This window comes from Clostridium sp. Marseille-QA1073, from assembly GCF_054863625.1.
Map to the genome: position 1 here is coordinate 29,768 of NZ_JBSVQM010000008.1, position 21,367 is coordinate 51,134.

General features: G+C 25.8%; 26 protein-coding genes and 1 riboswitch. Of the genes, 21 read left to right on the forward strand and 5 right to left on the reverse strand.

Annotation, left to right across the window (positions count from 1 at the left end):
• Positions 1–222: 222 nt before the first annotated feature.
• The 15 genes from ACY1IQ_RS09070 (at position 223) to ACY1IQ_RS09140 (ending at position 11,935) form a co-directional block, all read left to right on the forward strand.
• On the forward strand, positions 223–837 hold the full coding sequence (locus ACY1IQ_RS09070) for an ABC transporter substrate binding protein (protein ID WP_461613639.1): 615 nt from the start codon (positions 223–225) through the stop codon (positions 835–837).
• 68 nt (positions 838–905) lie between these two features.
• A complete protein-coding gene (locus ACY1IQ_RS09075) occupies positions 906–2,156 on the forward strand; it encodes a sensor histidine kinase (protein WP_461613765.1) in 1,251 nt (416 codons plus the stop codon).
• Between the two features lie 96 nt (positions 2,157–2,252).
• Positions 2,253–2,312: riboswitch (Fluoride riboswitch) on the forward strand.
• A 99-nt stretch (positions 2,313–2,411) separates the two neighbouring features.
• Positions 2,412–3,614, forward strand: a complete 1,203-nt coding sequence (locus tag ACY1IQ_RS09080; protein WP_461613640.1) for a cation:proton antiporter — start codon at positions 2,412–2,414, stop codon at positions 3,612–3,614.
• Between the two features lie 217 nt (positions 3,615–3,831).
• A complete protein-coding gene (locus ACY1IQ_RS09085; protein ID WP_461613641.1) occupies positions 3,832–4,308 on the forward strand; it encodes a DUF4358 domain-containing protein in 477 nt (158 codons plus the stop codon).
• 232 nt (positions 4,309–4,540) lie between these two features.
• On the forward strand, positions 4,541–5,347 hold the full coding sequence (locus ACY1IQ_RS09090) for a putative ABC transporter permease (protein ID WP_461613642.1): 807 nt from the start codon (positions 4,541–4,543) through the stop codon (positions 5,345–5,347).
• Positions 5,348–5,461: 114 nt separating this feature from the next.
• The gene (locus tag ACY1IQ_RS09095; RefSeq protein ID WP_461613643.1) at positions 5,462–5,644 is read left to right on the forward strand and encodes a hypothetical protein; all 183 of its coding nucleotides are present in this window, start codon (positions 5,462–5,464) and stop codon (positions 5,642–5,644) included.
• 61 nt (positions 5,645–5,705) lie between these two features.
• Positions 5,706–6,020, forward strand: coding sequence for a GNAT family N-acetyltransferase (locus ACY1IQ_RS09100; protein WP_461613644.1), 315 nt, complete (start codon positions 5,706–5,708; stop codon positions 6,018–6,020).
• A 427-nt stretch (positions 6,021–6,447) separates the two neighbouring features.
• Positions 6,448–6,858, forward strand: coding sequence for a hypothetical protein (locus ACY1IQ_RS09105; protein ID WP_461613645.1), 411 nt, complete (start codon positions 6,448–6,450; stop codon positions 6,856–6,858).
• A gap of 15 nt (positions 6,859–6,873) precedes the next feature.
• Complete coding sequence (locus ACY1IQ_RS09110; protein WP_461613766.1) at positions 6,874–6,999, forward strand: DUF1653 domain-containing protein; 126 nt, start codon at positions 6,874–6,876, stop codon at positions 6,997–6,999.
• Positions 7,000–7,156: 157 nt separating this feature from the next.
• Positions 7,157–7,900 (forward strand): hypothetical protein, encoded by a 744-nt coding sequence (locus ACY1IQ_RS09115; protein WP_461613646.1) that lies wholly within the window; start codon positions 7,157–7,159, stop codon positions 7,898–7,900.
• A 165-nt stretch (positions 7,901–8,065) separates the two neighbouring features.
• Entirely contained in the window at positions 8,066–8,440 is a 375-nt protein-coding gene (locus tag ACY1IQ_RS09120) for a GntR family transcriptional regulator (protein WP_461613647.1), read from the forward strand.
• 2 nt (positions 8,441–8,442) lie between these two features.
• Positions 8,443–9,300, forward strand: a complete 858-nt coding sequence (locus tag ACY1IQ_RS09125) for an ABC transporter ATP-binding protein (RefSeq protein ID WP_461613648.1) — start codon at positions 8,443–8,445, stop codon at positions 9,298–9,300.
• Between the two features lie 3 nt (positions 9,301–9,303).
• Complete coding sequence (locus ACY1IQ_RS09130; protein WP_461613649.1) at positions 9,304–9,966, forward strand: ABC-2 transporter permease; 663 nt, start codon at positions 9,304–9,306, stop codon at positions 9,964–9,966.
• A 352-nt stretch (positions 9,967–10,318) separates the two neighbouring features.
• Positions 10,319–11,293 carry a CPBP family intramembrane glutamic endopeptidase gene (locus ACY1IQ_RS09135; protein ID WP_461613650.1) on the forward strand — a complete coding sequence of 325 codons (975 nt, stop codon included), beginning with the start codon at positions 10,319–10,321 and terminating at the stop codon, positions 11,291–11,293.
• Between the two features lie 342 nt (positions 11,294–11,635).
• On the forward strand, positions 11,636–11,935 hold the full coding sequence (locus ACY1IQ_RS09140; RefSeq protein WP_461613651.1) for a hypothetical protein: 300 nt from the start codon (positions 11,636–11,638) through the stop codon (positions 11,933–11,935).
• Positions 11,936–12,050: 115 nt separating this feature from the next.
• Here ACY1IQ_RS09140 and ACY1IQ_RS09145 read toward each other — a convergent pair whose 3' ends face one another.
• A complete protein-coding gene (locus ACY1IQ_RS09145) occupies positions 12,051–12,779 on the reverse strand; it encodes a pirin family protein (RefSeq protein ID WP_461613652.1) in 729 nt (242 codons plus the stop codon).
• A 366-nt stretch (positions 12,780–13,145) separates the two neighbouring features.
• Between ACY1IQ_RS09145 and ACY1IQ_RS09150 the strand changes: the two genes are divergently transcribed.
• From ACY1IQ_RS09150 to ACY1IQ_RS09170, 5 genes are all read left to right on the forward strand, one after another.
• On the forward strand, positions 13,146–13,514 hold the full coding sequence (locus tag ACY1IQ_RS09150) for a GntR family transcriptional regulator (protein ID WP_461613653.1): 369 nt from the start codon (positions 13,146–13,148) through the stop codon (positions 13,512–13,514).
• 16 nt (positions 13,515–13,530) lie between these two features.
• Positions 13,531–14,232 carry an ABC transporter ATP-binding protein gene (locus ACY1IQ_RS09155; RefSeq protein ID WP_461613654.1) on the forward strand — a complete coding sequence of 234 codons (702 nt, stop codon included), beginning with the start codon at positions 13,531–13,533 and terminating at the stop codon, positions 14,230–14,232.
• Positions 14,226–15,038, forward strand: coding sequence for a hypothetical protein (locus tag ACY1IQ_RS09160; protein ID WP_461613655.1), 813 nt, complete (start codon positions 14,226–14,228; stop codon positions 15,036–15,038). Before ACY1IQ_RS09155 ends, ACY1IQ_RS09160 begins: the two co-directional genes overlap by 7 nt.
• A 662-nt stretch (positions 15,039–15,700) precedes the next feature.
• Positions 15,701–15,988: a hypothetical protein gene (locus ACY1IQ_RS09165; RefSeq protein WP_461613656.1), complete on the forward strand. Its 288-nt coding sequence runs from the start codon at positions 15,701–15,703 to the stop codon at positions 15,986–15,988.
• A gap of 35 nt (positions 15,989–16,023) precedes the next feature.
• Positions 16,024–16,524, forward strand: a complete 501-nt coding sequence (locus tag ACY1IQ_RS09170) for an S-methyl-5-thioribose-1-phosphate isomerase (protein WP_461613767.1) — start codon at positions 16,024–16,026, stop codon at positions 16,522–16,524.
• A gap of 209 nt (positions 16,525–16,733) precedes the next feature.
• On the opposite strand, the gene ACY1IQ_RS09175 is transcribed toward ACY1IQ_RS09170, so the two are convergent.
• Positions 16,734–17,216, reverse strand: a complete 483-nt coding sequence (locus tag ACY1IQ_RS09175) for a hypothetical protein (RefSeq protein WP_461613657.1) — start codon at positions 17,214–17,216, stop codon at positions 16,734–16,736.
• A gap of 428 nt (positions 17,217–17,644) precedes the next feature.
• Here ACY1IQ_RS09175 and ACY1IQ_RS09180 point away from each other — a divergent pair, with 428 nt between their 5' ends.
• Positions 17,645–18,931: an amidohydrolase gene (locus ACY1IQ_RS09180; protein ID WP_461613658.1), complete on the forward strand. Its 1,287-nt coding sequence runs from the start codon at positions 17,645–17,647 to the stop codon at positions 18,929–18,931.
• Positions 18,932–19,078: 147 nt separating this feature from the next.
• Here the strand turns inward: ACY1IQ_RS09180 and ACY1IQ_RS09185 are convergent, their stop codons facing one another.
• The 3 genes from ACY1IQ_RS09185 to ACY1IQ_RS09195 all read right to left on the reverse strand — a co-directional run bounded on the left by ACY1IQ_RS09185 (position 19,079) and on the right by ACY1IQ_RS09195 (position 21,207).
• Entirely contained in the window at positions 19,079–19,498 is a 420-nt protein-coding gene (locus tag ACY1IQ_RS09185; protein ID WP_461613659.1) for an NUDIX hydrolase, read from the reverse strand.
• Between the two features lie 75 nt (positions 19,499–19,573).
• Positions 19,574–20,155, reverse strand: a complete 582-nt coding sequence (locus tag ACY1IQ_RS09190; protein ID WP_461613660.1) for a class I SAM-dependent DNA methyltransferase — start codon at positions 20,153–20,155, stop codon at positions 19,574–19,576.
• 326 nt (positions 20,156–20,481) lie between these two features.
• Positions 20,482–21,207 (reverse strand): hypothetical protein, encoded by a 726-nt coding sequence (locus tag ACY1IQ_RS09195; protein ID WP_461613661.1) that lies wholly within the window; start codon positions 21,205–21,207, stop codon positions 20,482–20,484.
• Positions 21,208–21,367 lie beyond the last annotated feature (160 nt).

Sequence of the window (21,367 nt, forward strand, 5' to 3'; positions counted from 1 at the left end):
GTTACACTAACTTAGACATAAGATAATCATAAAAACCCATGAAAAAAATTAAAAAAAGTAAATTAAAAAAATTTTTTAATTGTAAACAGATATTTTCATTTATTTAATCGTATGTTAACATTTTCATGTCATTAGTTTTGTAGTATAATGGTAATTGATACAGTATAAAAAATACATAATACCAATATATTGTAAGAAACTTAGTGAAAATATGGAGGCAGTATGAAAAATCAAATAAAACAATTAGTTATATGTTTTATAGTCTTATTAATAATATGTACAAATTTTTCAACTAAAGCATATTCATTAGATTCTAATTCTGATAATAAGAAGATATTGATAATTAACTCCTATCACTTTGACGAACCTTGGGAAGCTAGTATTTTTTCAGGAATAAAAAATATATTAGATAAAGGTTTTAAAAAAATAGAATATAATTTTGAATATTTGGATAGCAAGCAAAATGCTATTGATACAGAACAAATGATAAAAAATTACGCTATAAAATTTAAAAATCAAAAATATGATTTAATAGTTGTATGCGATGATGAAGCTTTTGAAGCTTTTAATCAATGTTACGAGGAAATATTTTATGGGACTCCCGTTGTGTATACTAGCATTAATAATCTAAACATAGAAATAAATGATACATTAAAAAACTTTTCTACAGGTGTAAAAGAAGAACAGCCGATAACCAACACTGTTGAGCTTGCTTTAAAGCTTCATAGTGATGCAAAAGTATTAAACTTTTTATTTGATAATAGTAAAACATCTACAGTTTATATAAATGAAGTTAAAAATATAGAAAAAAATACAAGGATTTTAAGTTTAACATAATCCAAACTGATAATATAGAACAAGTTATTAATAAATTACAGGGAAGTGAGAGAAATAGTATAAATTTCATTTATGGAGTTTATAAGGATAGAAATAATCAAATATTAAACAGAAGAAATATCGCTAATATTATAGTTAATTATACAAAAGCACCATTATATACGTGGGTTGAACCTTATTTTAGTGAGGCAGTATTGGGAGGAATAATATTAGAGGGAATCAAAATAGGACAAGCTACCGGAACTATATGTTATAGAGTACTAAATGGGGAAGAAGTAAAAACAATAAAACCTGTAATGGATAAAGACTTTAAATATATATTTAATTATGATGTTATGAGAAAATGCTCCATAAAAACTAAAGAATTACCAAGTAATGCAGTTATAATGAATCATCCCTCTGTATTTAAGCAAATTCCTACAGAGATTAAGGCAGCGATAATTTTAATCATTGCCATATTGAGTTTAATTGTAATTTTATTATTTGTTAAAATGGAATATAAAAATGAATTATATAAAAAAGCTATAGAATATGAAAATTTAAGAACAGAGTTTTTTGCTAATATATCTCATGAACTTAGAACTCCTTTAAATATTATTTTAAGTACACTTCAACTTCATGATATGTATGTAGAAAATGGAAGCATAATATATAAGAATGAAACTACATATAAAAGAATGAGTGCACTAAAACAAAATAGTATGAGATTATTAAGGCTTATAAATAATTTAATTGACATTACAAAAATAGATGCTGGATATTTTAATCTTCAATGTCAAAGTCTAAATATAATAGAATTTATAGAAGATATTACAATGTCTGTAGCTAATTATATAGAGAGAAAGAATATAAGTCTTATTTTTGATACAGAAATAGAGGAGAAAATAGCTTGTTTTGATCCAAATAAAATGGAGAGAATTATATTAAATTTACTTTCTAATGCTGTCAAATTCACACCTAAAGGTGGAACTATTTATGTAGATATACGTGATGAAAAAGGCAAAGTTAAAATTATAGTAAGAGATACAGGAGTGGGAATTCCTAAGGACAAGCAGGAAATAATATTCGAACGTTTTAGACAAGTAGAGAATCTCCTTACAAGAAATCAAGAAGGTAGTGGAATAGGACTTTCATTAACAAAATCATTAGTAGAGATGCATGGGGGAAAAATCCATATTGAAAGTGAAGTAAATGTAGGAAGTTCTTTTATTATTGAGATTCCTTGTGGAGCTTGCGCTATTGAAGATAATTCTGATAAGAGCTTTATAAATAGTCACGAGGATAGAGTAAATTTAGAATTTTCAGACATATATGATTAATATTTTATAATTTTAATTATTTTATTATTGACATATAAATTGCTAAATTATATACTGATAATGATGTAACTTTATATGCATCTCATATATTCAATAATATCACAAGGTGATGGAGTTCACCATAATCGCAGAAATGCTAATGACTCCTACAAGATGACAAAAGTCTATCTTGTAGGAGTTTTTTATTTTATTCCTATTATTTACATAATAATTTATAAAGTTTAGATATTTAAAGATTTTTAAGGAGGGTTTTATATGGCTACGAGTCTAGCACTAATTTTATTATTAGGTTTTATAGTAAATAGTATTTTTAATAAAATCAAATTGCCAGGATTATTAGGAATGTTAATTTTGGGAGTAATAATTGGACCTTATGGATTAAATTTATTAAGTAATAGTATCTTAACAATTTCTCCTGATATAAGAAAAATTGCACTTATTATTATATTACTGAGGGCAGGACTTGGAATTAATAAAAGAGAGCTTAAGGAGGTTGGGATTACTGCTATAAAATTTAGCTGTATTCCTGGGATAATAGAGGGATTATTCATTGCAATCATATGTACAAAATTATTAGGCTTTACTTTTATAGAAGGAGGGATATTAGGATTTATAATAGCTGCTGTTTCACCAGCAGTAATTGTACCATCTATGTTAGAACTTATTGAAAATAAAATTGGTACTAATAAGGGAATACCAACAATAATATTAGCAGGAGCATCTATAGATGATGTCTTTGCTATAACTATATTTACTTCTTTTTTAAGTATGCATGGGGGAAACAAAGTGAATTTAGGATTGAAGGTACTAGAAATACCACTATCAATACTATTAGGAATTTTACTTGGTATAATTGTTTCAATAATACTACTTCAAGTATTTAAAACTTTTAAAATTAGAGATACTAAAAAGGTTTTATTGGTATTAGCTTCAGCAATATTATTAAATTCTTTAGAAGGAATATTAAAAGATAAAATAGAGATTGCTACTTTATTAGGGGTTATGACTATTGGATTTGTAATAACGGAAAAGAATAATGCTATAGGGAAAGCGCTTTCAGATAAATTTAATAAAATGTGGATATTTGCAGAAATATTTTTATTTGTATTAGTAGGAGCTCAGGTCAATATATCAATAGCTATAGATGCTGGATTTTTAGGTATACTGATAATATTATTTGGGCTTTTAGGAAGAAGTATAGGAGTATTTATTTGTACTATTGGTACAAATTTAAATCTAAAGGAAAGGCTATTCTGTGTAATAGCATATATTCCTAAAGCTACAGTACAGGCAGCTATTGGAGCAGTGCCCTTATCAGCGGGAGTAGCATCTGGAGATATTATGTTAGCAATAGCGTTTTTATCTATATTAATAACAGCTCCACTTGGAGCTATAGGAGTAAAAATCTCTTCCAATAAATTTCTTGATACTGAAGAAGCTATAAAGAAAACAGCATAAGTTAATTTAAAGTCAATAAATTTAAGTCTATTATCTCTTACAAGATTAAAAAAATATATCATAGAAATGAACTTTATTAAATTTATCTTCGTATATGTTTTAGATGTATAAATAAGACATATTTAAAACAATAACTAGTAAGTATGATTATCTATTTTGCATTTTTAATTACTTATTTTTTAAGATGGCTAAATTTTATTTATAAGGAGGAGAACATATGAAAAGATTAATTACCTTAATATCAGCACTATTGATAATGTTTACTTTTGGTGGATGTGTAAAAAAAGGAAATGAAGGTGCAATTAAAGATATTCCTGTAGCTGATATAATAGCTGCAATAGAAGAAAAAGTTGATTTAAATATAGTAAATTTACCTAAAGATGAGACCTTAGAGAAAAATTATTATATAAATCCAGAAGATGTAGCAGAAGCGGAAATTAAAACCGCAATGATGAATGTTAAGTCTAATGAATTAGCTATAATAAAAGTTAAAGATAGCTCTAAAGTTGAAGATATTAAAAAGTCAGTTGAAAAACGTGGAGAAGATTTAGATAAACAATGGTCAAGTTACTTACCAGATCAATATGAACTTGTTAAAAATAGAAAAATAAAATCTATTGGAAATTATGTAATATTAATTATAGATAAAGAAGCTGATCAAATAGAAGAAATAATAGAATCAAAACTTAAATAATAAGGAAGATGGTGCTAGTTTTTAGTGACCATCTTTTTCTTTTATCAATGCGAAAATAAAAGAAAAATTATTATTTGAAGTAAGTTTCAATATAGAAGATAAGAATTTAATAATAAATTTATTTAAGTATGATAATATTATATATACCCATTGTTTTTACTATTATTGAATTAGAGGTTCACATATGTTAAAATACAACGGAGCTAGTTAGGAAGAAATTAGGAGGTAATTTATGGAAGGTTTTAATTTTTATTATCTTTTTTCTTATTTTATAATTTATAGCTTTTTAGGATGGTGTTTAGAGGTATTATATCATTTATATTCAAGTAGAAAATTTGTAAACAGGGGATTCTTACATGGACCTATATGCCCAATATACGGAAGTTGTGGAGCTCTAATGGCTTGGTTTCTAACTCCTGTAGTAAATAATCCATTTTATTTATTTTTAGGAGGATTTATATTAGCTAGTATTATAGAATATGTTACAGGGTATTTATTAGAAAAATTATTTGGAGCCAGATGGTGGGATTATACTGATGAGAAATTTAATATAAAAGGATATGTTTGTTTAAAATTTTCTCTTTTTTGGGGAGTTATAAGTATTTTTGTAATGAGAATAATACATCCAAGGATAGAAGCTTTAGTTTATTCCATACCTCCATTTTTATCAGAATCATTATATACATTTATATTAATCCTATTTGTAGTAGATTTTACTTTAACTATTAACAATTTAATAGAATTTAATAATATATTAAGGGAACTAAATAATATTGCTGATGAATTTAGGGAAAATCTAATAGAGATGAAAAATGGATTATTTGATAATATTAATGATATGAGAGACAATATAGGAGAGAGAAAAGAGGAAATCAATTCCAAACTTGATTTTAGGAACGCTAATTTTAAGCAGTATAGCGAAAAAGTTATGAGTAGATTAAAGCTTAAGCATAAATCTCTTTTAAAAGCTTATCCTAATGTTACATCTAGAAAGTTTAATGATATACTTGAATACATAAAAAACAAAAAAAATAATTAGAACTCTTTTTAGGGTTCTTTTATTTTTGTAAATTTATAAAAATAAACAAAGGAATATATAGTTTTATAGAAACTATGATATAAATTATAACTTTACTTTTAAGGGGGAGTATTTATGCCAAGATTATATGGAAAGAATATTATCCTTAGGGAATATAAAAGAGAAGATTTACCTTGTATAAGAAAATGGGTAAATAATCATGAGATAACAGATATGTTATCAGATATATTTTTGTCTCCTGATACATTAAATTTTACCGAAAATTATTTAAATTCCATTCTTGAGAATATTTCTTAGTAATACTGCTAATTTTATTATAGCTTTAAAAGAAACTGAAGAATATATAGGGCAAATAGATTTGTTAAAAATAGATTGGAAAAATAGGGTAGCAAATATAGGCATAGTTATAGGAAGAACAGACTTTTTGAGTAAAGGTTATGGCTATGAGGCTATAAAATTACTTCAAAATTATGCTTTTAATAGATTGAATTTAAATAAACTAGAACTATCTGTTCATGATTATAATATTAGAGCATATAAATGCTATTTAAAATGTGATTTTAAAGAAGAAGGAAGAAGACAAGCTTTTTATATTAATGGTAAGTACACTGATTATATAATTATGGGAATTTTAAAAGATGAATTTAATATGGATAGTGAAATTAAATATTAAAATATAAGAATAAAGCTTACTAATGAAAAATTTTTAGTAAGCTTTGTTTTCTTTAATAATCAGTATAAATAGTTTTTAGTAGGGTAAATATATATAGATACAATATAAAAACTTAAAATATATTGTGGTAAATAAATTTTCTATAAAAATAGTTTAAATTCTTAGAAATTAAGGATTAATAATTAAGAATGAAGAATCTAGGAAAAAATTCACTAAAGGTGAATTTCTAAAATAAAATTTATTTTAAAAAACTCCAAAGACTTTAAAGTTTTAGCCATAATTCGTATATTTAATTCTTAATTTGTATTCATAGAAAAGAATTTTTTTATGGAAATTAAAATCATGTATAAGTTGAATTTTTATTGTAGAACTCTATATAAACATATAGAATATTAATTTTATAAATATAAACAAAAGGCGTGGTATTGTGTTAAAAAGGATTGATTGTAATGTAGAAAATCAATATGATAAGAACCTATTACAGTATAGATGTGGAGTCGCACATAATTTAGAAAGTGGAAATATATATATAGAAACTATTCCAGGAGAGTATGTAAATGATGATCTTCCAGTATCATGGTATTTGGTAGATAATAATGGAAAAGTTTTAGTTAAGCAAATTCATAACTATGATCACATATATATATTTAATATAGAAACTAGACAATTTGAATATTCTAAAATTGAAGAAATTGATGGGGAAATTGAACAGGTATATATATATGAAATAGTTAATTTAATAAAGAAATTTTCAACTAGAAATCCTAATGTAAGAATTTATTGGAACTTAAATAAAGGAGAAGTTCGCTGCACTAATATAGTTTATGATATTATGTAGGTGAGGTAAGGAAAAATAGCTTATAGAGCATTTCATGGAGAATATAAGCTTTTGGTAAGACTTTATGATATGTTTATGGAAGAAGTATCAGAAGGAAAAGAAAATCCTATTGGACAAAAATATAGATTTATGACAAAGTAAGAAATATAAGATTTAATATAGTTACAAATCCTTCTAGGTTCTATCTAGAAGGATTTTTTATATAAAGAATCGTAAGAAGGAAAAGGCACATTAAAGAAATATGAGATTTTAACGATAATTATTGGGGGAGATGATAATTTTATAGGGGTAAAAATATATGGATGAAAAGATATACATCATTGATTTTGAGATATTAGAAGAAAAAAATATAGAAGAAATATTTTATAAATGGGTTAATAGTAGAAAAAATACACCTTTAGGTTTTAAAGAGGATGTTAAGTTAATGGAGATAAATGCCCATTATGCACCTTGCTATGTTTGTGATTTAAACGTTAGTGCAGATTATAATATAAAAGTGCAAAAAAGACATGGACTTAGAAGAGGAGTTAGTACTTTAATTTCAAAGAATGAAGAATTCACAACAAAAGATTATACTATGTTTGCATCTAAAATACTTCATAGATATGATATGGATCAAATAGCACCTTTTGATTTTTCAAGAATGTCAATTAGTGGATATGAAAAAAAACAGGGAACTAAAGAGAGTTTTTCTCAAAATTATGAAGAATGCCTTCAACACTATAGAGGTGCAATACTAAAAAAATTAGAGATGTTTATAAATAGTGGGCTTGCTAAAGTCAATACTAAAGAGATGAAAAAGAAATTTAATAATATAAATTCACATGAAATAATTAAGACATCTAGCCATGAAGTACTAGTTCCAGTATGGGTTTGTAAGTATTCTTATAAATATGATACCTATTACTGCTTGATTAATGGGCAAAACGGTAGATTTTATGGCCGTACTCCTAATAAACAATTCAAAGGAAAAATTTTTATTATAATTTTCATTACATTGCTTTTATTATTAGGGGTAATGTATATTATATATAAATTTTAATATTTTGTTATGAGAAATTATTTTAAAACAGAGTTTAATAACTCTGTTTTTTTATTGGTTTTTTTATAAAAAACATATTGACAGTGCATATTAGAAAAGTATATACTGTGTATAGTGAATATGTACAGTATATACTTTATATACTCTTTAATAATGGAGGAACCTATGAATATAATAATATCTAATTCGTCATCGCAGCCGATTTACGAACAAATAGCGAGCCAAGTGAAGGCTCATATAATTAATGGGATTTTACAGCCAGGTGAAGTTCTTCCTTCTATAAGAAATTTAGCAAAAGAGCTTCAAATTAGTGTAATAACCACAAAAAGGGCTTATGAAGAACTAGAAAAAGAAGGCTTTGTTGAAACAGTAGGAGGAAAAGGAACTTTTGTATCTGGACAAAATAGTGAATTCATTAGAGAAAAGAGACTTAAAGAGCTAGAAGAAAAGATAACAGAAGTAGTTCAAGAAGGAAAAGCACTAAATATTTCAGCAGTTGAGCTAAAGGAAATGATAGATTTAGTTTACGAGGAGGAATAAATATGGAAAAAATTTTAGAGATTAAAGATATCTCCAAAAAATATAATGATTTTGCACTTGATAATGTGAGCTTTAATTTAGATAGAGGATATGTTATGGGTTTTATAGGTCCTAATGGTGCAGGAAAAAGCACAACTATAAAGCTTATAATGAATTTGATTAGAAAAGATAGTGGATATATTAAGGTTTTCGGATTGGATTCTGTAAAAGATGAAAAAGAAATTAAGGAAAGAATAGGTTTTGTTTATGATAATAGCTACTTTTACGAGGAGCTAACTTGTGAAAGTATGAAAAAAATAATAGCTCCCTTTTATAAGAGATGGGATGAGAAACTTTATAAAAAATATATGGATGAATTTTCACTACCTAGAGATAAAAAAATTAAGGAATTATCTAAAGGTATGAGGATGAAATATTCTATTATATTAGCATTATCTCATAATGCAGAGCTTATTATAATGGATGAGCCTACTTCAGGATTAGATCCAGTAGTAAGAGCAGAAATTTTAGATATATTTAGAGATATAATCCAAGATGAAAATAAATCTCTTATTTTTTCTTCCCATATAACTATGGATTTAGAGAAAATAGCAGATTATATAACTTTTATAAATAATGGAAAGATAGTTTTTTCAGAGGAAAAGGACAGTATAATTGAAAGCTATGGAATAGTTAAAGGAGATAATGATCTTTTAGATAGAGACATAGAGAAAGAATTTATTGGTGTTAAAAAAAATAAATTTGGATTTGAAGCACTAACCTCAAATAAAGAAAAAACAAAAAAAATCTTTGGAAATAAAGTTATTATAGAAAGACCAACTATAGATGATATTATGGTTTACAATGTAAGGGGGAATTAAACCATGTGGAATTTGGTGATTAAAGATTTTGTAGTACAAAAAACTAATATAAAATTTATATTAATATATGCATTAGCAGGAGTTTTATTCTTTGGTACATTAGGTGAAGGCGCATATGTTATGATACCAATGATGCTTTCATATATGTATTTACTAGGTGGATTAGGACAAGATGATAAAAATAATAGTGAATTTCTATTAAATTCATTACCTGTATCTAGAGAAAGCATAGTATATGCTAAATATCTATCTGTGATAATTTTTGGTGCAATAGCAATTATATTAACCATGGGTGGTGCATTTATAATGTCTTCTATAGGATTAAGTAAAGTGCAAGGTAACATGAAGATAGAGCATATTGTTGGCTTTATATCCACACTTACAATTTTCATGGCAATAAATTTTCCACTATACTTTAAATATGGTTATGCTAAACTTAGGTATTTAAATATGGGGATATTTATGTTATTTCTAGTTGCTCCTATAATAATTAAATTAATAAATGATAATATTAACTTTAATAATCCTTTTATATTATCTATAAAAGAAAAGATATTATCATTATCAGATACTCAAATTGGAATAGTTATTATATGTATAGTATTGTTTATATATCTATTATCTTTAGCTATATCTTTAAATATTTACAAGAAAAAAGAATTTTAATCAATATTTAGATAGTTTTAAATATAGATCTTAAAAAAGTAGAAGATAAGCAACTTCTACTTTTTTGATTTTATAAATAGTTTAACATAAAACAAAGCTCTATATTGAATATGTATATTTTCTTATATAGCTAGATTTATTTAATAATAGGCATATGTAAAATTTATACAAAAAATAAGAATTAGAAGGAAAAAACTTAAAACATATGGAATAATTATGTAAGATTAAAATATGTAGATGCATGACTAAAATTAAAAATGTTTTAATTTACTTTATAAGAAAGATAAAAGTGTTTTAATCAATTGACTATTGATAGTAGACAATTAATTTTAAAAAATTAGAGGGGGATTTTATGGGAATAAAACTATATTCAAAAGAACAAAGATTATTTAAAGAAGTTAGAGAAGGAGAAAGAATTACTAATCCAATTCTAGTAATACTTATGCCTATAATTGTTATGTTTCTTTCTCGTTTTATTACAGTACCAATAATTAGAATAGCTTATAGAATATATCTTATTAATAATCCAGGAGAAAGTATTAATGAGTTTATTAGTAAAATTGGCGGTGGCTTTGGTGGGGGATTGCAGCTTATATTATCTTTTGGAAGTACTGTTTTGATTTATTTTTTATGGGTTAAGTTTGTGGAAAGAAGATCTATTGTTACTATGGGTTTCCATCTTGATGGAGCCTTTAAAAAATATATACGAGGTTTTTTATTTGGTTTTTTAATGATAGCACTGTCTGCTATAATGTTAATGCTCTTAGGCGAAGTAGAAGTATCAAAGGGAGATTTAATTTTCAATGATATTTCAATGATATTTGGATTTTTATTTATGATTATTGGATGGATAATACAAGGTGCTACAGAAGAAATAATGATGAGAGGATATGCCTTACCAGTATTAGGGACGAAAATTAATATTCCTGTAGGAATTTTAATATCTTCATCTATATTTGGATTTTTACATTTATTAAATAGTGGAATTAGTCCGTTAGCTATTGTGAATCTAATATTATTTGGAGTATTTGCAGCTTTTTATGCTATGTATGAGGATAGTTTATGGGGTGTATGTGCATTATATTCATCATGGAACTGGGCTCAAGGAAATGTTTTTGGTTTTTTAGTAAGTGGAGGAGGCAATATGGGTGGAAGTATTTTTACCTTTACAAATAAAACAGATACTATAGTAAATGGTGGAGCCTTTGGGCCAGAAGGAGGACTTGTAATAACAATAATATATTTAATAGGAATTGCAATTTTATTGCTTTTACAAAAGAAAAAGGTGGAAAAAGTAAAAGCAACCTATTTAAATAAAAGTTATTAAAAGGTAAGAAAACATTATATATATGTCAATTCTAAAATTAATATATATGTGAAAATAATTAGTATTTATTAATATCATAGTTGAGATTATTGAACTCACAATTCACAGTTCACAATTATGGATATTTCTCAGTGGTAACTGAGAAATTTAGAGTTGATTAGCCGTAGCGGCGAAAAATGTTCGCCATATATTATTGAATAAATACTAAATTATAAGACGTATTAAAAAGAACTGGCGAACACTGTTCGCACCTACAATAAAACACTAGTAATTGTGCTGCTAGTTGAAAAATCCATAATTTTTGATAAAGTCTATCTATATATAATAGGAGAGGGAAAATAAATGAAAGTAGTAAAAGCGGAATTAAAAGCAATTAGAAAAAACGGTATAGATGTAAAAGTACATAATGGATTAATGGGACTTATTACTTCTATAGATAAAGAAGATCTAACCTTTGAAGATATAGTAAATCATCAAGTTCATACAAAAGTTATACTTCTTACAAGAAAATGTTGCAGTTCTACGCCTATGACAATATTGGAAACAGGTGTGAAGTCAGAAGATGATGAGGAGATTGTGGAATTATTAGATAGAATACTAGAGTTGATAGGAGAAGAAATAAAAGAAAATTTAAAAAAATAGTTTAATATAAGAAAGTCGTGTTTTATAATCACGACTTTTTTAAATTTGAAAATAAATTTAATATTTAAAGCCTGTATTGTATATTTCTCAAAAATATATTTCACAAATTTATAAATTAGGCCTTTTCCATTTCTATTAATATAAAATGAGAGTTTTGAGTTGCTTTTATTTTAAATTCCTCTTCATATATTTCTAGAGCTTCTTTTTCATTAAGTTCTATAGTATTTTTATATCTTGGCTCAAAGACTATATTTTCTATAATGGAGTTTCCTTCTATTTGTACTAAATATCCTTGACGATTTTTATTTATTTTAAATTCAATTTTTTTATTAATATCTAATTCTAAGCTATATATGTTAACATCTTGATTAATTTTAATAGGGGCGAAACCTTTCTTACTACTTACCATGTAGAGCCATTTATTCTTTTTTTCTTCTGTATTAAAGATATAGTCGCCATAGTTTGGAGTACACCCTAATTTATTAGGATATATCCATATTTGCATAATTCTTAAATCATTATTAGCTAAATTATGTTCCTCATGAATTATGCCTGTACCCGCACTCATATATTGTATGCCATCTTTTTTTACTACTTTATTATTTCCCATGCTATCGCCATGAGTTAGATCACCTCTAACAACATAAGATATAATTTCCATATCTTTATGAGGATGATTATGAAAACCACTACGAGGTTTAATAATATCATCATTTAAAACTCTAAGTACACCAAAGTTATCATTTAAGGGATTACAATAATCTTCAAATGAAAAATGATGTATGCTAGATAGCCAACAGTGATCGCTTGATCCCATTTCAATTAATGCTTTTTTCTTAAACATATTTTACTCTCCCTTAAAAATTTAAAATTGATATTTAACTTCACAATCATATTGTTTGTATTTTTATAAATTAAATTAGTGCCATATTTTTCTTAATTTATAAAAGTCAGCATTATCAATGTTAGACAACTTTTTAAAAAATATACCAATATATTAGAATATTTTTCACCACAATGTATTGCTAGAACCTTCTTGCAGAGAGTATGAGTATAATTTGAAGCTTTTTCTGATATGAAAATAACTAATATCTTTGCTCTATTATTTTCTTTTGGAGACCTTATCTAGAAGTTTATTTTTATGTATTGACTTTAGGAAGCTATTAGTGTAATATTTAAGTAGAACACTAATATGATATGGAGGTTGCGTATGAAAGTTGAGTTTGATAACAACATACCTATATATTTGCAGATAATGAATATAGTAAAAAAGCAGATAATTAGGGGTGAAATAAAAGAAGGAGATAAAATTCCTTCTGTAAGAGAGTTTGCAGAAATGCTTCAAATCAATCCCAATACTGTTCAGAGAACCTTTCAAGAACTTGAAAGAGAAGGAATAGTGATAACCAAAAGAGGTATGGGAAGATATGTAACGGGGGATAGTGAAAAAATTATGGAAGTTAAGCAGGAAATGTCAAAAGAAATAATTACTAATTTTTTAAATGGAATGAAGTCTTTAGGCTTTGAGGAAGAAGAAATTTTAAAAATTGTATTAAAAGAAATTAAAAAAGAAAATTAATTTAGAGGTGAATATAATGGGAGATTTATTAAAAATTGATAATGTAACTAAAAAATATTCCTCTACTATCGCATTAAATAACGTTGCTTTAAATATAGGAAAAGGAAAAATTGTAGGATTGTTGGGAAGTAATGGGAGTGGTAAAACTACTTTATTAAAATTAATCGCTGGACTTTCAAGATGTAACTCAGGAAATATTACCGTTACAGATAAAGAAATAGGTATAGGGACAAAAGAAATCGTATCATTTATGTCAGATAAACATTTCTTTGAAAAGTGGATGAAGATAAGCGATGCCATAAATTTTTATAAAGATTTCTATAAGGATTTTGATGAAGGAAAAGCATTGAAAATGTTAGAATTTATGAATTTAAATGTTGATCAAAAAGTTAGCACATTATCTAAAGGAATGACTGAAAAGCTTCATTTAAGCTTAGTTTTATCAAGAAAGGCTAAACTTTATTTATTAGATGAGCCTATAGGCGGAGTAGACCCTGTAGGAAGAGATAAAATTTTAGATGCAATTATAAATTTTTATGATGAGGAAAGTACAATTTTATTTTCAACTCATTTAATTAGAGATGTAGAAAGAATATTTGATGAAGTTATATTTATTAAAGAAGGAAATATAATTCTACATGATAATGTTGAAGATATAAGACTTAAAGAAAAGGTTTCTATTCATGATAAATTTAAGGAGGTATATGGTGAATGCTAAAATTAGTTAAATATCAATTTAAATCTAATTTTAAAAATTTGATGATATTTTTAGTAACTACAATAGTATTTCAAATACTATTTCTTTTAAGACTAGACTCTTTAGTAAATGCAGTACAAATGAGCTCTAGTAGTTTTGATGTTGGTGTGAATAATATTACAGGATTAATAGACATGGTAGTAATATTAGGAGTAATAGCTACTAGTGTTATTCCATTGATACTGTTTATTCAAAATTGCATTTCTTATGGAAAGATGATGGAAAATTATAATTTGATGTTGACTCCGCAAAAGGGTGTAAATTATCCACTATCTAATTTAATTTACTGGACAATTTGCTTAGTAATTATAGGGCTAATAAATCTAATATTTCTTACTTTTATTGCTAGTACTGCTAGTAGAACTATGGGATTTAATCAGATTATACCTCTATTAAAATTATTATTGACCCCTATGGGTTTGATGTTTTTAATAAATATATTAATTCAAATATCATTATTTTTGGCTGGAATACTTTTATCTATAACAGTATGTACCATGAAAATTGCTAATAAATCTATACATTGGGGATTTGGAATAATATTTTATTTGGTTATTGATAAAATATATGGAGTTATAATAAAATTCACTGAAAATAAAATGACATTTGCTAATATTATTTTTAATGTAGATACTTCATTATTAAATAGTGATATATTTCCAAGTATAGCTATTACTACTGGAACTGCTACTATAAACCTGGTAGTATTAATAATGGAAATAATAGCTTTAGTTATAGCTATATTTGCAGCTGGCTATATAATTTGATAAAAAAATTTGAGGTTAGCAAAATTTAAAATGATTAATAATTATAGGTAAAATTAGCTTTAATTTAAATAGCTTCTTAATAAAAAACTAGCAATACAATTGCTAGTTTTTTTTATTAGTATTTTATAATTTTAACAGAAATTAATCATGCTGTTTATACTACAATTTTAGAACAGAAGAAAATTACAAACTCAGTTGACTCAATAGTTTGAAAAATCAACATTAACTTTATTTTAAGAAATTTACACTTAGTGAATTTCATACTAAATTCTTTATTATTAATCATTAATTTTGAGATACTAAGTTGTTTTCATGAAAATTTATTTTCAGTACCTTCTAAATTTTTATATTATATATCTGTAATAATAGTATTTAAAATATTAATAGAAATTCTATTAAGTAGTTTATAAAGATAGATTTTTAAGTTTTAGTTAATTATATAAAACATATGATTAACTTTGAAGACATTTTTGTTCTTACTAAAATATTAAAAATACCTACTAAATAAATTTAAAGGTACTATGAAGCAAACATAACATTTATTATTGAATTTGAAAATTGAAACATTTGTTCGACTCGAAAACACTATGGATATAGAAACTTACTTACTAACTAAAGGCTAACAATTTTATATAAAAACCTGTTCAATTAAAGTCAACAAAATGCAACAATTATATTTTGCTGTAAAGGCACGTTATAAAGCAATTTACCGCTTGTCAAGCTACACATCTGCAATTACAAACTTTACAGCAATAATCACAACAATTAATGAGGTGAAAAGACACGAAACAAAACTAAATGCTGAAAGTCATATAAAACAACAAAGAAGCTTACTATTGCCACAAAATACAAGAAATTCTGCAACTACTAACAACACAAAGATAAAAATAGCTGAAAATGTACGTACTATGGCAGATGGTGAAGAACTACTACTTATGGTACAGCGTTAGGAGTAATAAGAGAAGCTCACTATAGTGGAAAAAATATCTTTGTATATGCAGATGAGACTAGGCCAAGATTTCAAGGAGGAAAGCTTACAGCATGGGAACTTGTTCAAGAAAAAATTCCATCAAAGTTAATTCCAGATTCTGCAGCAGCTACTCTCATAAGAGACAAAAAAATTGATTTAATATTAGTAGGCGCAGATCGAATTGCATTAAATGGAGATACAGCAAATAAAATAGGAACTTTTATGTTATCAGCAATAGCTAAAATTTATAATATTCCATTTTATATTGTAGCACCAACCTCAACTATTGATATTAATACAGAACATGGAGAGCTTATAGAAATAGAAGAAAGAAATAGTGAAGAAGTCACTCATATAGATGGTAAAAGAATATTAGCAGAAGGAATTGAAATTTATAATCCAGCCTTTGATGTTACACCTAATGAAAATATAACGGGAATTATTACAGAAAAGGGAATTATATATAAACCATTTAAAGAAAATATATTAAAGCTTAACTTAACCTCAATGAAGTAAGGAAATTTAAAATATATATTTTATCAAATAAATATATTAGAGACTTAATAACGACAAACTATTTTTAAAGTTGATTCTTTGGAAATATAAAAGTATGTCAAAGAAAATTGTAATTAATGTTTCTAATTACAATTTTCTTTTCATATATTTATCAATGATTATTAAACTTTCTATTATATTTAATATATGACTTTTATCATTCTTGTTACTTATAAAATATATAAATTTTCCATCATTAATTTCTTGGCATTAAAAGTATAATAGGATTTATTACTATTAATATCTTCTGAAAGTAAATATATCTCTTTAAATCCTTTTAAGTTTAATCTTTCACCAGTGCTTTCCATTTCATCCTTGAAAGATATAAAAAGTTGTAGTTCATTATCAGGACTTTTATAATGTACTTCTGTCATGGGATATTCAAAATCTTTGCAATTAAATTTGACAGAAGTTATAGTATAACCAAAGCTATTTAATTGGGGGATCGGAAAATGTCCCATAGAAATATTTACCTCTTCTTTATTAATGGAATTTAATTGGTTTTTATTACCTGAAAAATATAATAATGAAATATGACTGCATATAAATATTAATGTTATAGCTGTAATTATTAGCGCTTTATTCTCTTTAGATACTGCTAATAATAAAGTTATTATAGATAAAATAATAAATAAAGCTCCCACAAAAAACATAACATACCTCTAAGAAAATATAAGATAAATACATTATAATGGATAATTTTACAAAAGTCACCATAAATTTATGAAAAAAGAAATATTTTTAAATTTTATTGTATATTAACTTTGAAATATTCTTGCATTTAAGCCATTATTAGAGTAACATATGTTAAAATATATAAGTTCTGTGTGTTAACAACTTTTTCAATTCACAATTCAAAATTATGGATATTTCTCAGCAAAAGCTAAGAAATTTAGAATTAATTAAACCATAGAGGAGAGCAGTACTCTCTAGAAAGCCTAAATCCGTTCCTAAATTGTGAATTATTTTAAGTTGTGAATTAAAATATTTAAGGATATAACTATATTGAGTTACAGATTAATTTTTTAAGCAGTATTTGCTAATTAAGTGTAAAAGTAATTATTCAGAAAGGATGTTGATTATGAATATTTTAATTAAAAATGCAACAATTGTAACTATGAATGATGATAATGAAGTAATATATAAAGGTGATATAGCTATTGAAAAGAATAGAATTAAATATATAGGGGAAGTACCAAGAGGATTTATAGCTGGGAAAATTATTGATGGCAGTAATAAAGTCGTTATGCCAGGAATTATAAATGCACATACCCATATAGGAATGTCCTTAATTAGAAGCTACGCAGATGATCTACCACTTTGGGAATGGTTAAATGAAAGAATTTGGCCTATAGAGAAAAAGTATATAGAGGAAGATATATATAACGGAGACATGCTTAGTATAGTTGAGATGATTAAAAGTGGTACTACTTGCTTCTTAGACATGTATTTTTCCTTAGAACAAACTGCAAAGGCCGTAGAGATTTCTGGTATGAGAGCTGTACTATCAAAGAGTTTAAATGGAGAAATTAATAAAGATGAGAATAAATTTGATGAAGTTAGAGAGTTTAAAAAGAACTGGGAAAATAGAGGAGATGGAAGAATAAAAATGATGGTAGCTCCTCACTCGCCATACACTTCTTCTAAAGCTTATTTAGAAAAAACAATAGATCTTGCCAAAGAACTAGAGCTCCCAATTCATATACATGTATCTGAAAGCAGAAAAGAAGTAAAAGATAGCTTTGAAGAGCATGGAGTTTCACCAGTAAAATATTTAGAGAATTTAGGATTATTTAAAATTCCAACGGTAGCAGCTCACTGTGTCCACATTTCTGATGATGATATAGAAATCTTAAACAAATATAAAGTATCAGTAGCAAATAATCCTTGTAGTAATTTAAAGTTAGCTAATGGATTTGCACCAGTAGAAAAAATGTTAAACAGAGGGATGAATGTAGCTTTAGCTACAGATAGTTCTTCAAGTAACAATAATTTAAACATGTTTGAAGAAATTCATACAGCTGCACTTATAAATAAAGGAATAAATGAAAATCCTCTTTCCATACCAGCTATAAAGGCACTAGAAATGGCAACAAAAAATGGAGCTAAAGCATTATTTTTAGAAGATGAGATAGGATCTTTAGAAGTAGGAAAGAAAGCAGATATAATACTAATTGATTTAAATAAACCTCATCTATATCCAAGACATGACATAATATCATTGTTAGTTTATTCTGCTCAAGGGTCAGACGTAGAAACTGTTATTATAGACGGGAAAATAGTAATGGAAAATTATAAGATGAAAACTATAGATGAAAATGAAGTAATGAAAAGAGCAAAGGAATCAGTGGAAAGAATATTTTCATAGAAGATAAATAAAAAATAAAGAATTAACTTTACTAATGAGTTTTAGGAAAAGTAACGGAGTTACTTTTCCTTTTTATATTAATTAAATAGCAAAAAAGTTTTCATTAGCTTAAAAGCATTTGTAATTCCTGCTTTTTAATATTTAATTTTATTTATTTTTAAATTCTTTAACTTTTCTAAATAAGTAGGGCTGTATTTCCTTATAGGTTAAATTTTCTGGTAAATTTTCCCTAAAAATTACTTCAGCGATTTCTAGTGGTGGTAATTCATCTAATTTGTAAACTTGGGCATAGAATAATCTTCCATAAGAAGGTATATCATCTCTAGTAACAGAATAATCACAAATAGCTTCAATATGGAAATCTTTAGCTCCAGTTTCTTCAAAAAGCTCCCTAGATGCAGTCTTATTTATATCTTCTCCCTCTTCTCTATGGCCACCAGGAATTTCAAGAGTAGTTCTTTCTTTATGTCTTACAAATAGCCATTTATTATTATATTCAGCTGCAATTACTGCAAATTTTAAGCTTTTATTAGCCACAGTGTCTAAACTGTAAAAGTTTATCTCCATAATTACCTCCTTATATTTTGTAATTTTTTTACTATTTTAAAATTATAAATGGTAATAGATAGTTTCTTAAGTAGATTATTTTTCGCAACAAAAATAGAAATAATCTGTATCTTTTATTTTCATTTCTTTAAAATCGTATCTATTACAAAGTTCTACTAAAGTACTATCTATAGGAATGGGTTCATTAATAGAGGTATAGCCAAGTAATTTACGACGTTCTTTTAATTCTTCTCTGGTTCTACAATGAACAATAATAAATTTTCCACCAGGATTTAAGTTGTTATAAGCATTTTTAAATACAGGATTTAAGTCGTAAAAATGAGGAATAGAGTTGAAAATTATTATGTAATCAAAACCTTCTTTAAAGGTTACTTCCTCTTCAAAATCCATTAATCTTACATCTGTATTAGGGTGAAATTTTAAAAACTCACTTACCATTTTTTCAGCTATATCCATAGCTGTATATTTTGAAAGACAGGTATTTTTTAATATAGGATATAAAATACCTGTACCACAGGCCACATCCAAAAGAGATTCTCCCTTAACTATATTTAAATTTTTAATAACTTCTTTAGCAATAATATAATTCTTTTCTGGGATATTCTCTTTCCATTGTGATGATAGCTCATTAAACATATTAATATCCTGTTCTTTCATAAATAGCCTCCTAATCAATTTAATAGTTTTAATTATATCTTTAATCACTTTTTAAAAATATAATTAAAACTATTAAATTCACAATTGTGGAAATTTCTCCGCAAAAGCTGAGAAATTTCCACAATTGATTTGTTGTTAAAGTGACACAGTCATTTCTTATAAATAACTAACGATAATTGTGAATTGTGCATTATTATAAATTTTGAATTGAAATATTTAAGTGTCATAGCTATATTGATCTATATATTAGTTTTTAAGGTAGTTTACCTATACAGTTATATTTAAAGTCTAAAAAAGCGTGATTTAGTCACGCTTTTTATAATTAATTATTTATAATTGATTTCTGATAGTTTTGATACATGTTGAAAATTTATTTCTTTATTTTCATATAAGAATCTAACACCATCAATCCATTGACCAGGGTATGAACGTTGTAGAAAGCTTTCAATTAAAGCAGTAGATGTAATGGTTCCACCTGCTGAACCTTGAAAATAATTTTTTGACCAACTTGGACCTTTAAAATCGATAGCTTCATTAATTCCAGCATTTATTTCAGATTCTTTAAGATTTATTACAGCTATTTTTTTACCATCTTTGTCTTCTATTTTTGTTACTTCTATTGGTAAAGAATTAAATTCAATTTTAGATAAATTTTTAGCTAATATATCTAATTTCTCTGTTAATGTACCGCTATTTATTGGAAGATAACATAATAGTTCTTTTTCATAACTATCAATGTTAGCAGTATATATAGCATAAAGATTATTAGTATTATCTCCAGTGCTTGGATTGTCTGTACCTTTAGAGGTTTCTGGAGTTTTATTAGGTTTTGAACCATTATCTTTATTAAGTTGTTCTTTTAAAGAAGATACTTCTTTATTTAAAGTTGCATTTTTTGAATCCAAAGAAGAAACTTGAGTGGTCAATTTTACATTTTCTTCTTTAGCTTCTGAAAGTTGCTTTGAATATTTCACATTTAAGTTAATAGCATAACCGATAACTGGTATTAAGATAATAATTAGCATTGCTATAACTAAATTTTTTCCTTTCATTGGAATCCCTCCTTAAAATTATAATGCTATCAAAGTATCTTTATGTTTTCATAGGTACATATATTAATCATCATATAAATTTATATAGATGATTTTTAAAAAAGTTTATACTTGCAATTTTTTCTCCAAATTATGACCTCAAATATAATTATTTTTTGTA

Bases quoted from the DNA above. Each gene is read 5' to 3' on its own strand.
- ACY1IQ_RS09125 (WP_461613648.1), top strand. From the start codon at position 8,443: ATGGAAAAAATTTTAGAGATTAAAGATATCTCCAAAAAATATAATGAT.
- ACY1IQ_RS09130 (WP_461613649.1), top strand. From the start codon at position 9,304: ATGTGGAATTTGGTGATTAAAGATTTTGTAGTACAAAAAACTAATATA.
- ACY1IQ_RS09095 (WP_461613643.1), top strand. From the start codon at position 5,462: ATGCCAAGATTATATGGAAAGAATATTATCCTTAGGGAATATAAAAGA.
- ACY1IQ_RS09135 (WP_461613650.1), top strand. From the start codon at position 10,319: ATGGGAATAAAACTATATTCAAAAGAACAAAGATTATTTAAAGAAGTT.
- ACY1IQ_RS09085 (WP_461613641.1), top strand. From the start codon at position 3,832: ATGAAAAGATTAATTACCTTAATATCAGCACTATTGATAATGTTTACT.
- ACY1IQ_RS09180 (WP_461613658.1), top strand. From the start codon at position 17,645: ATGAATATTTTAATTAAAAATGCAACAATTGTAACTATGAATGATGAT.
- ACY1IQ_RS09195 (WP_461613661.1), bottom strand. From the start codon at position 21,207: ATGAAAGGAAAAAATTTAGTTATAGCAATGCTAATTATTATCTTAATA.
- ACY1IQ_RS09190 (WP_461613660.1), bottom strand. From the start codon at position 20,155: ATGAAAGAACAGGATATTAATATGTTTAATGAGCTATCATCACAATGG.
- ACY1IQ_RS09080 (WP_461613640.1), top strand. From the start codon at position 2,412: ATGGCTACGAGTCTAGCACTAATTTTATTATTAGGTTTTATAGTAAAT.
- ACY1IQ_RS09185 (WP_461613659.1), bottom strand. From the start codon at position 19,498: ATGGAGATAAACTTTTACAGTTTAGACACTGTGGCTAATAAAAGCTTA.
- ACY1IQ_RS09165 (WP_461613656.1), top strand. From the start codon at position 15,701: ATGCAACAATTATATTTTGCTGTAAAGGCACGTTATAAAGCAATTTAC.
- ACY1IQ_RS09090 (WP_461613642.1), top strand. From the start codon at position 4,541: ATGGAAGGTTTTAATTTTTATTATCTTTTTTCTTATTTTATAATTTAT.
- ACY1IQ_RS09160 (WP_461613655.1), top strand. From the start codon at position 14,226: ATGCTAAAATTAGTTAAATATCAATTTAAATCTAATTTTAAAAATTTG.
- ACY1IQ_RS09070 (WP_461613639.1), top strand. From the start codon at position 223: ATGAAAAATCAAATAAAACAATTAGTTATATGTTTTATAGTCTTATTA.
- ACY1IQ_RS09140 (WP_461613651.1), top strand. From the start codon at position 11,636: ATGAAAGTAGTAAAAGCGGAATTAAAAGCAATTAGAAAAAACGGTATA.
- ACY1IQ_RS09150 (WP_461613653.1), top strand. From the start codon at position 13,146: ATGAAAGTTGAGTTTGATAACAACATACCTATATATTTGCAGATAATG.
- ACY1IQ_RS09120 (WP_461613647.1), top strand. From the start codon at position 8,066: ATGAATATAATAATATCTAATTCGTCATCGCAGCCGATTTACGAACAA.
- ACY1IQ_RS09145 (WP_461613652.1), bottom strand. From the start codon at position 12,779: ATGTTTAAGAAAAAAGCATTAATTGAAATGGGATCAAGCGATCACTGT.
- ACY1IQ_RS09175 (WP_461613657.1), bottom strand. From the start codon at position 17,216: ATGTTTTTTGTGGGAGCTTTATTTATTATTTTATCTATAATAACTTTA.
- ACY1IQ_RS09115 (WP_461613646.1), top strand. From the start codon at position 7,157: ATGGATGAAAAGATATACATCATTGATTTTGAGATATTAGAAGAAAAA.
- ACY1IQ_RS09155 (WP_461613654.1), top strand. From the start codon at position 13,531: ATGGGAGATTTATTAAAAATTGATAATGTAACTAAAAAATATTCCTCT.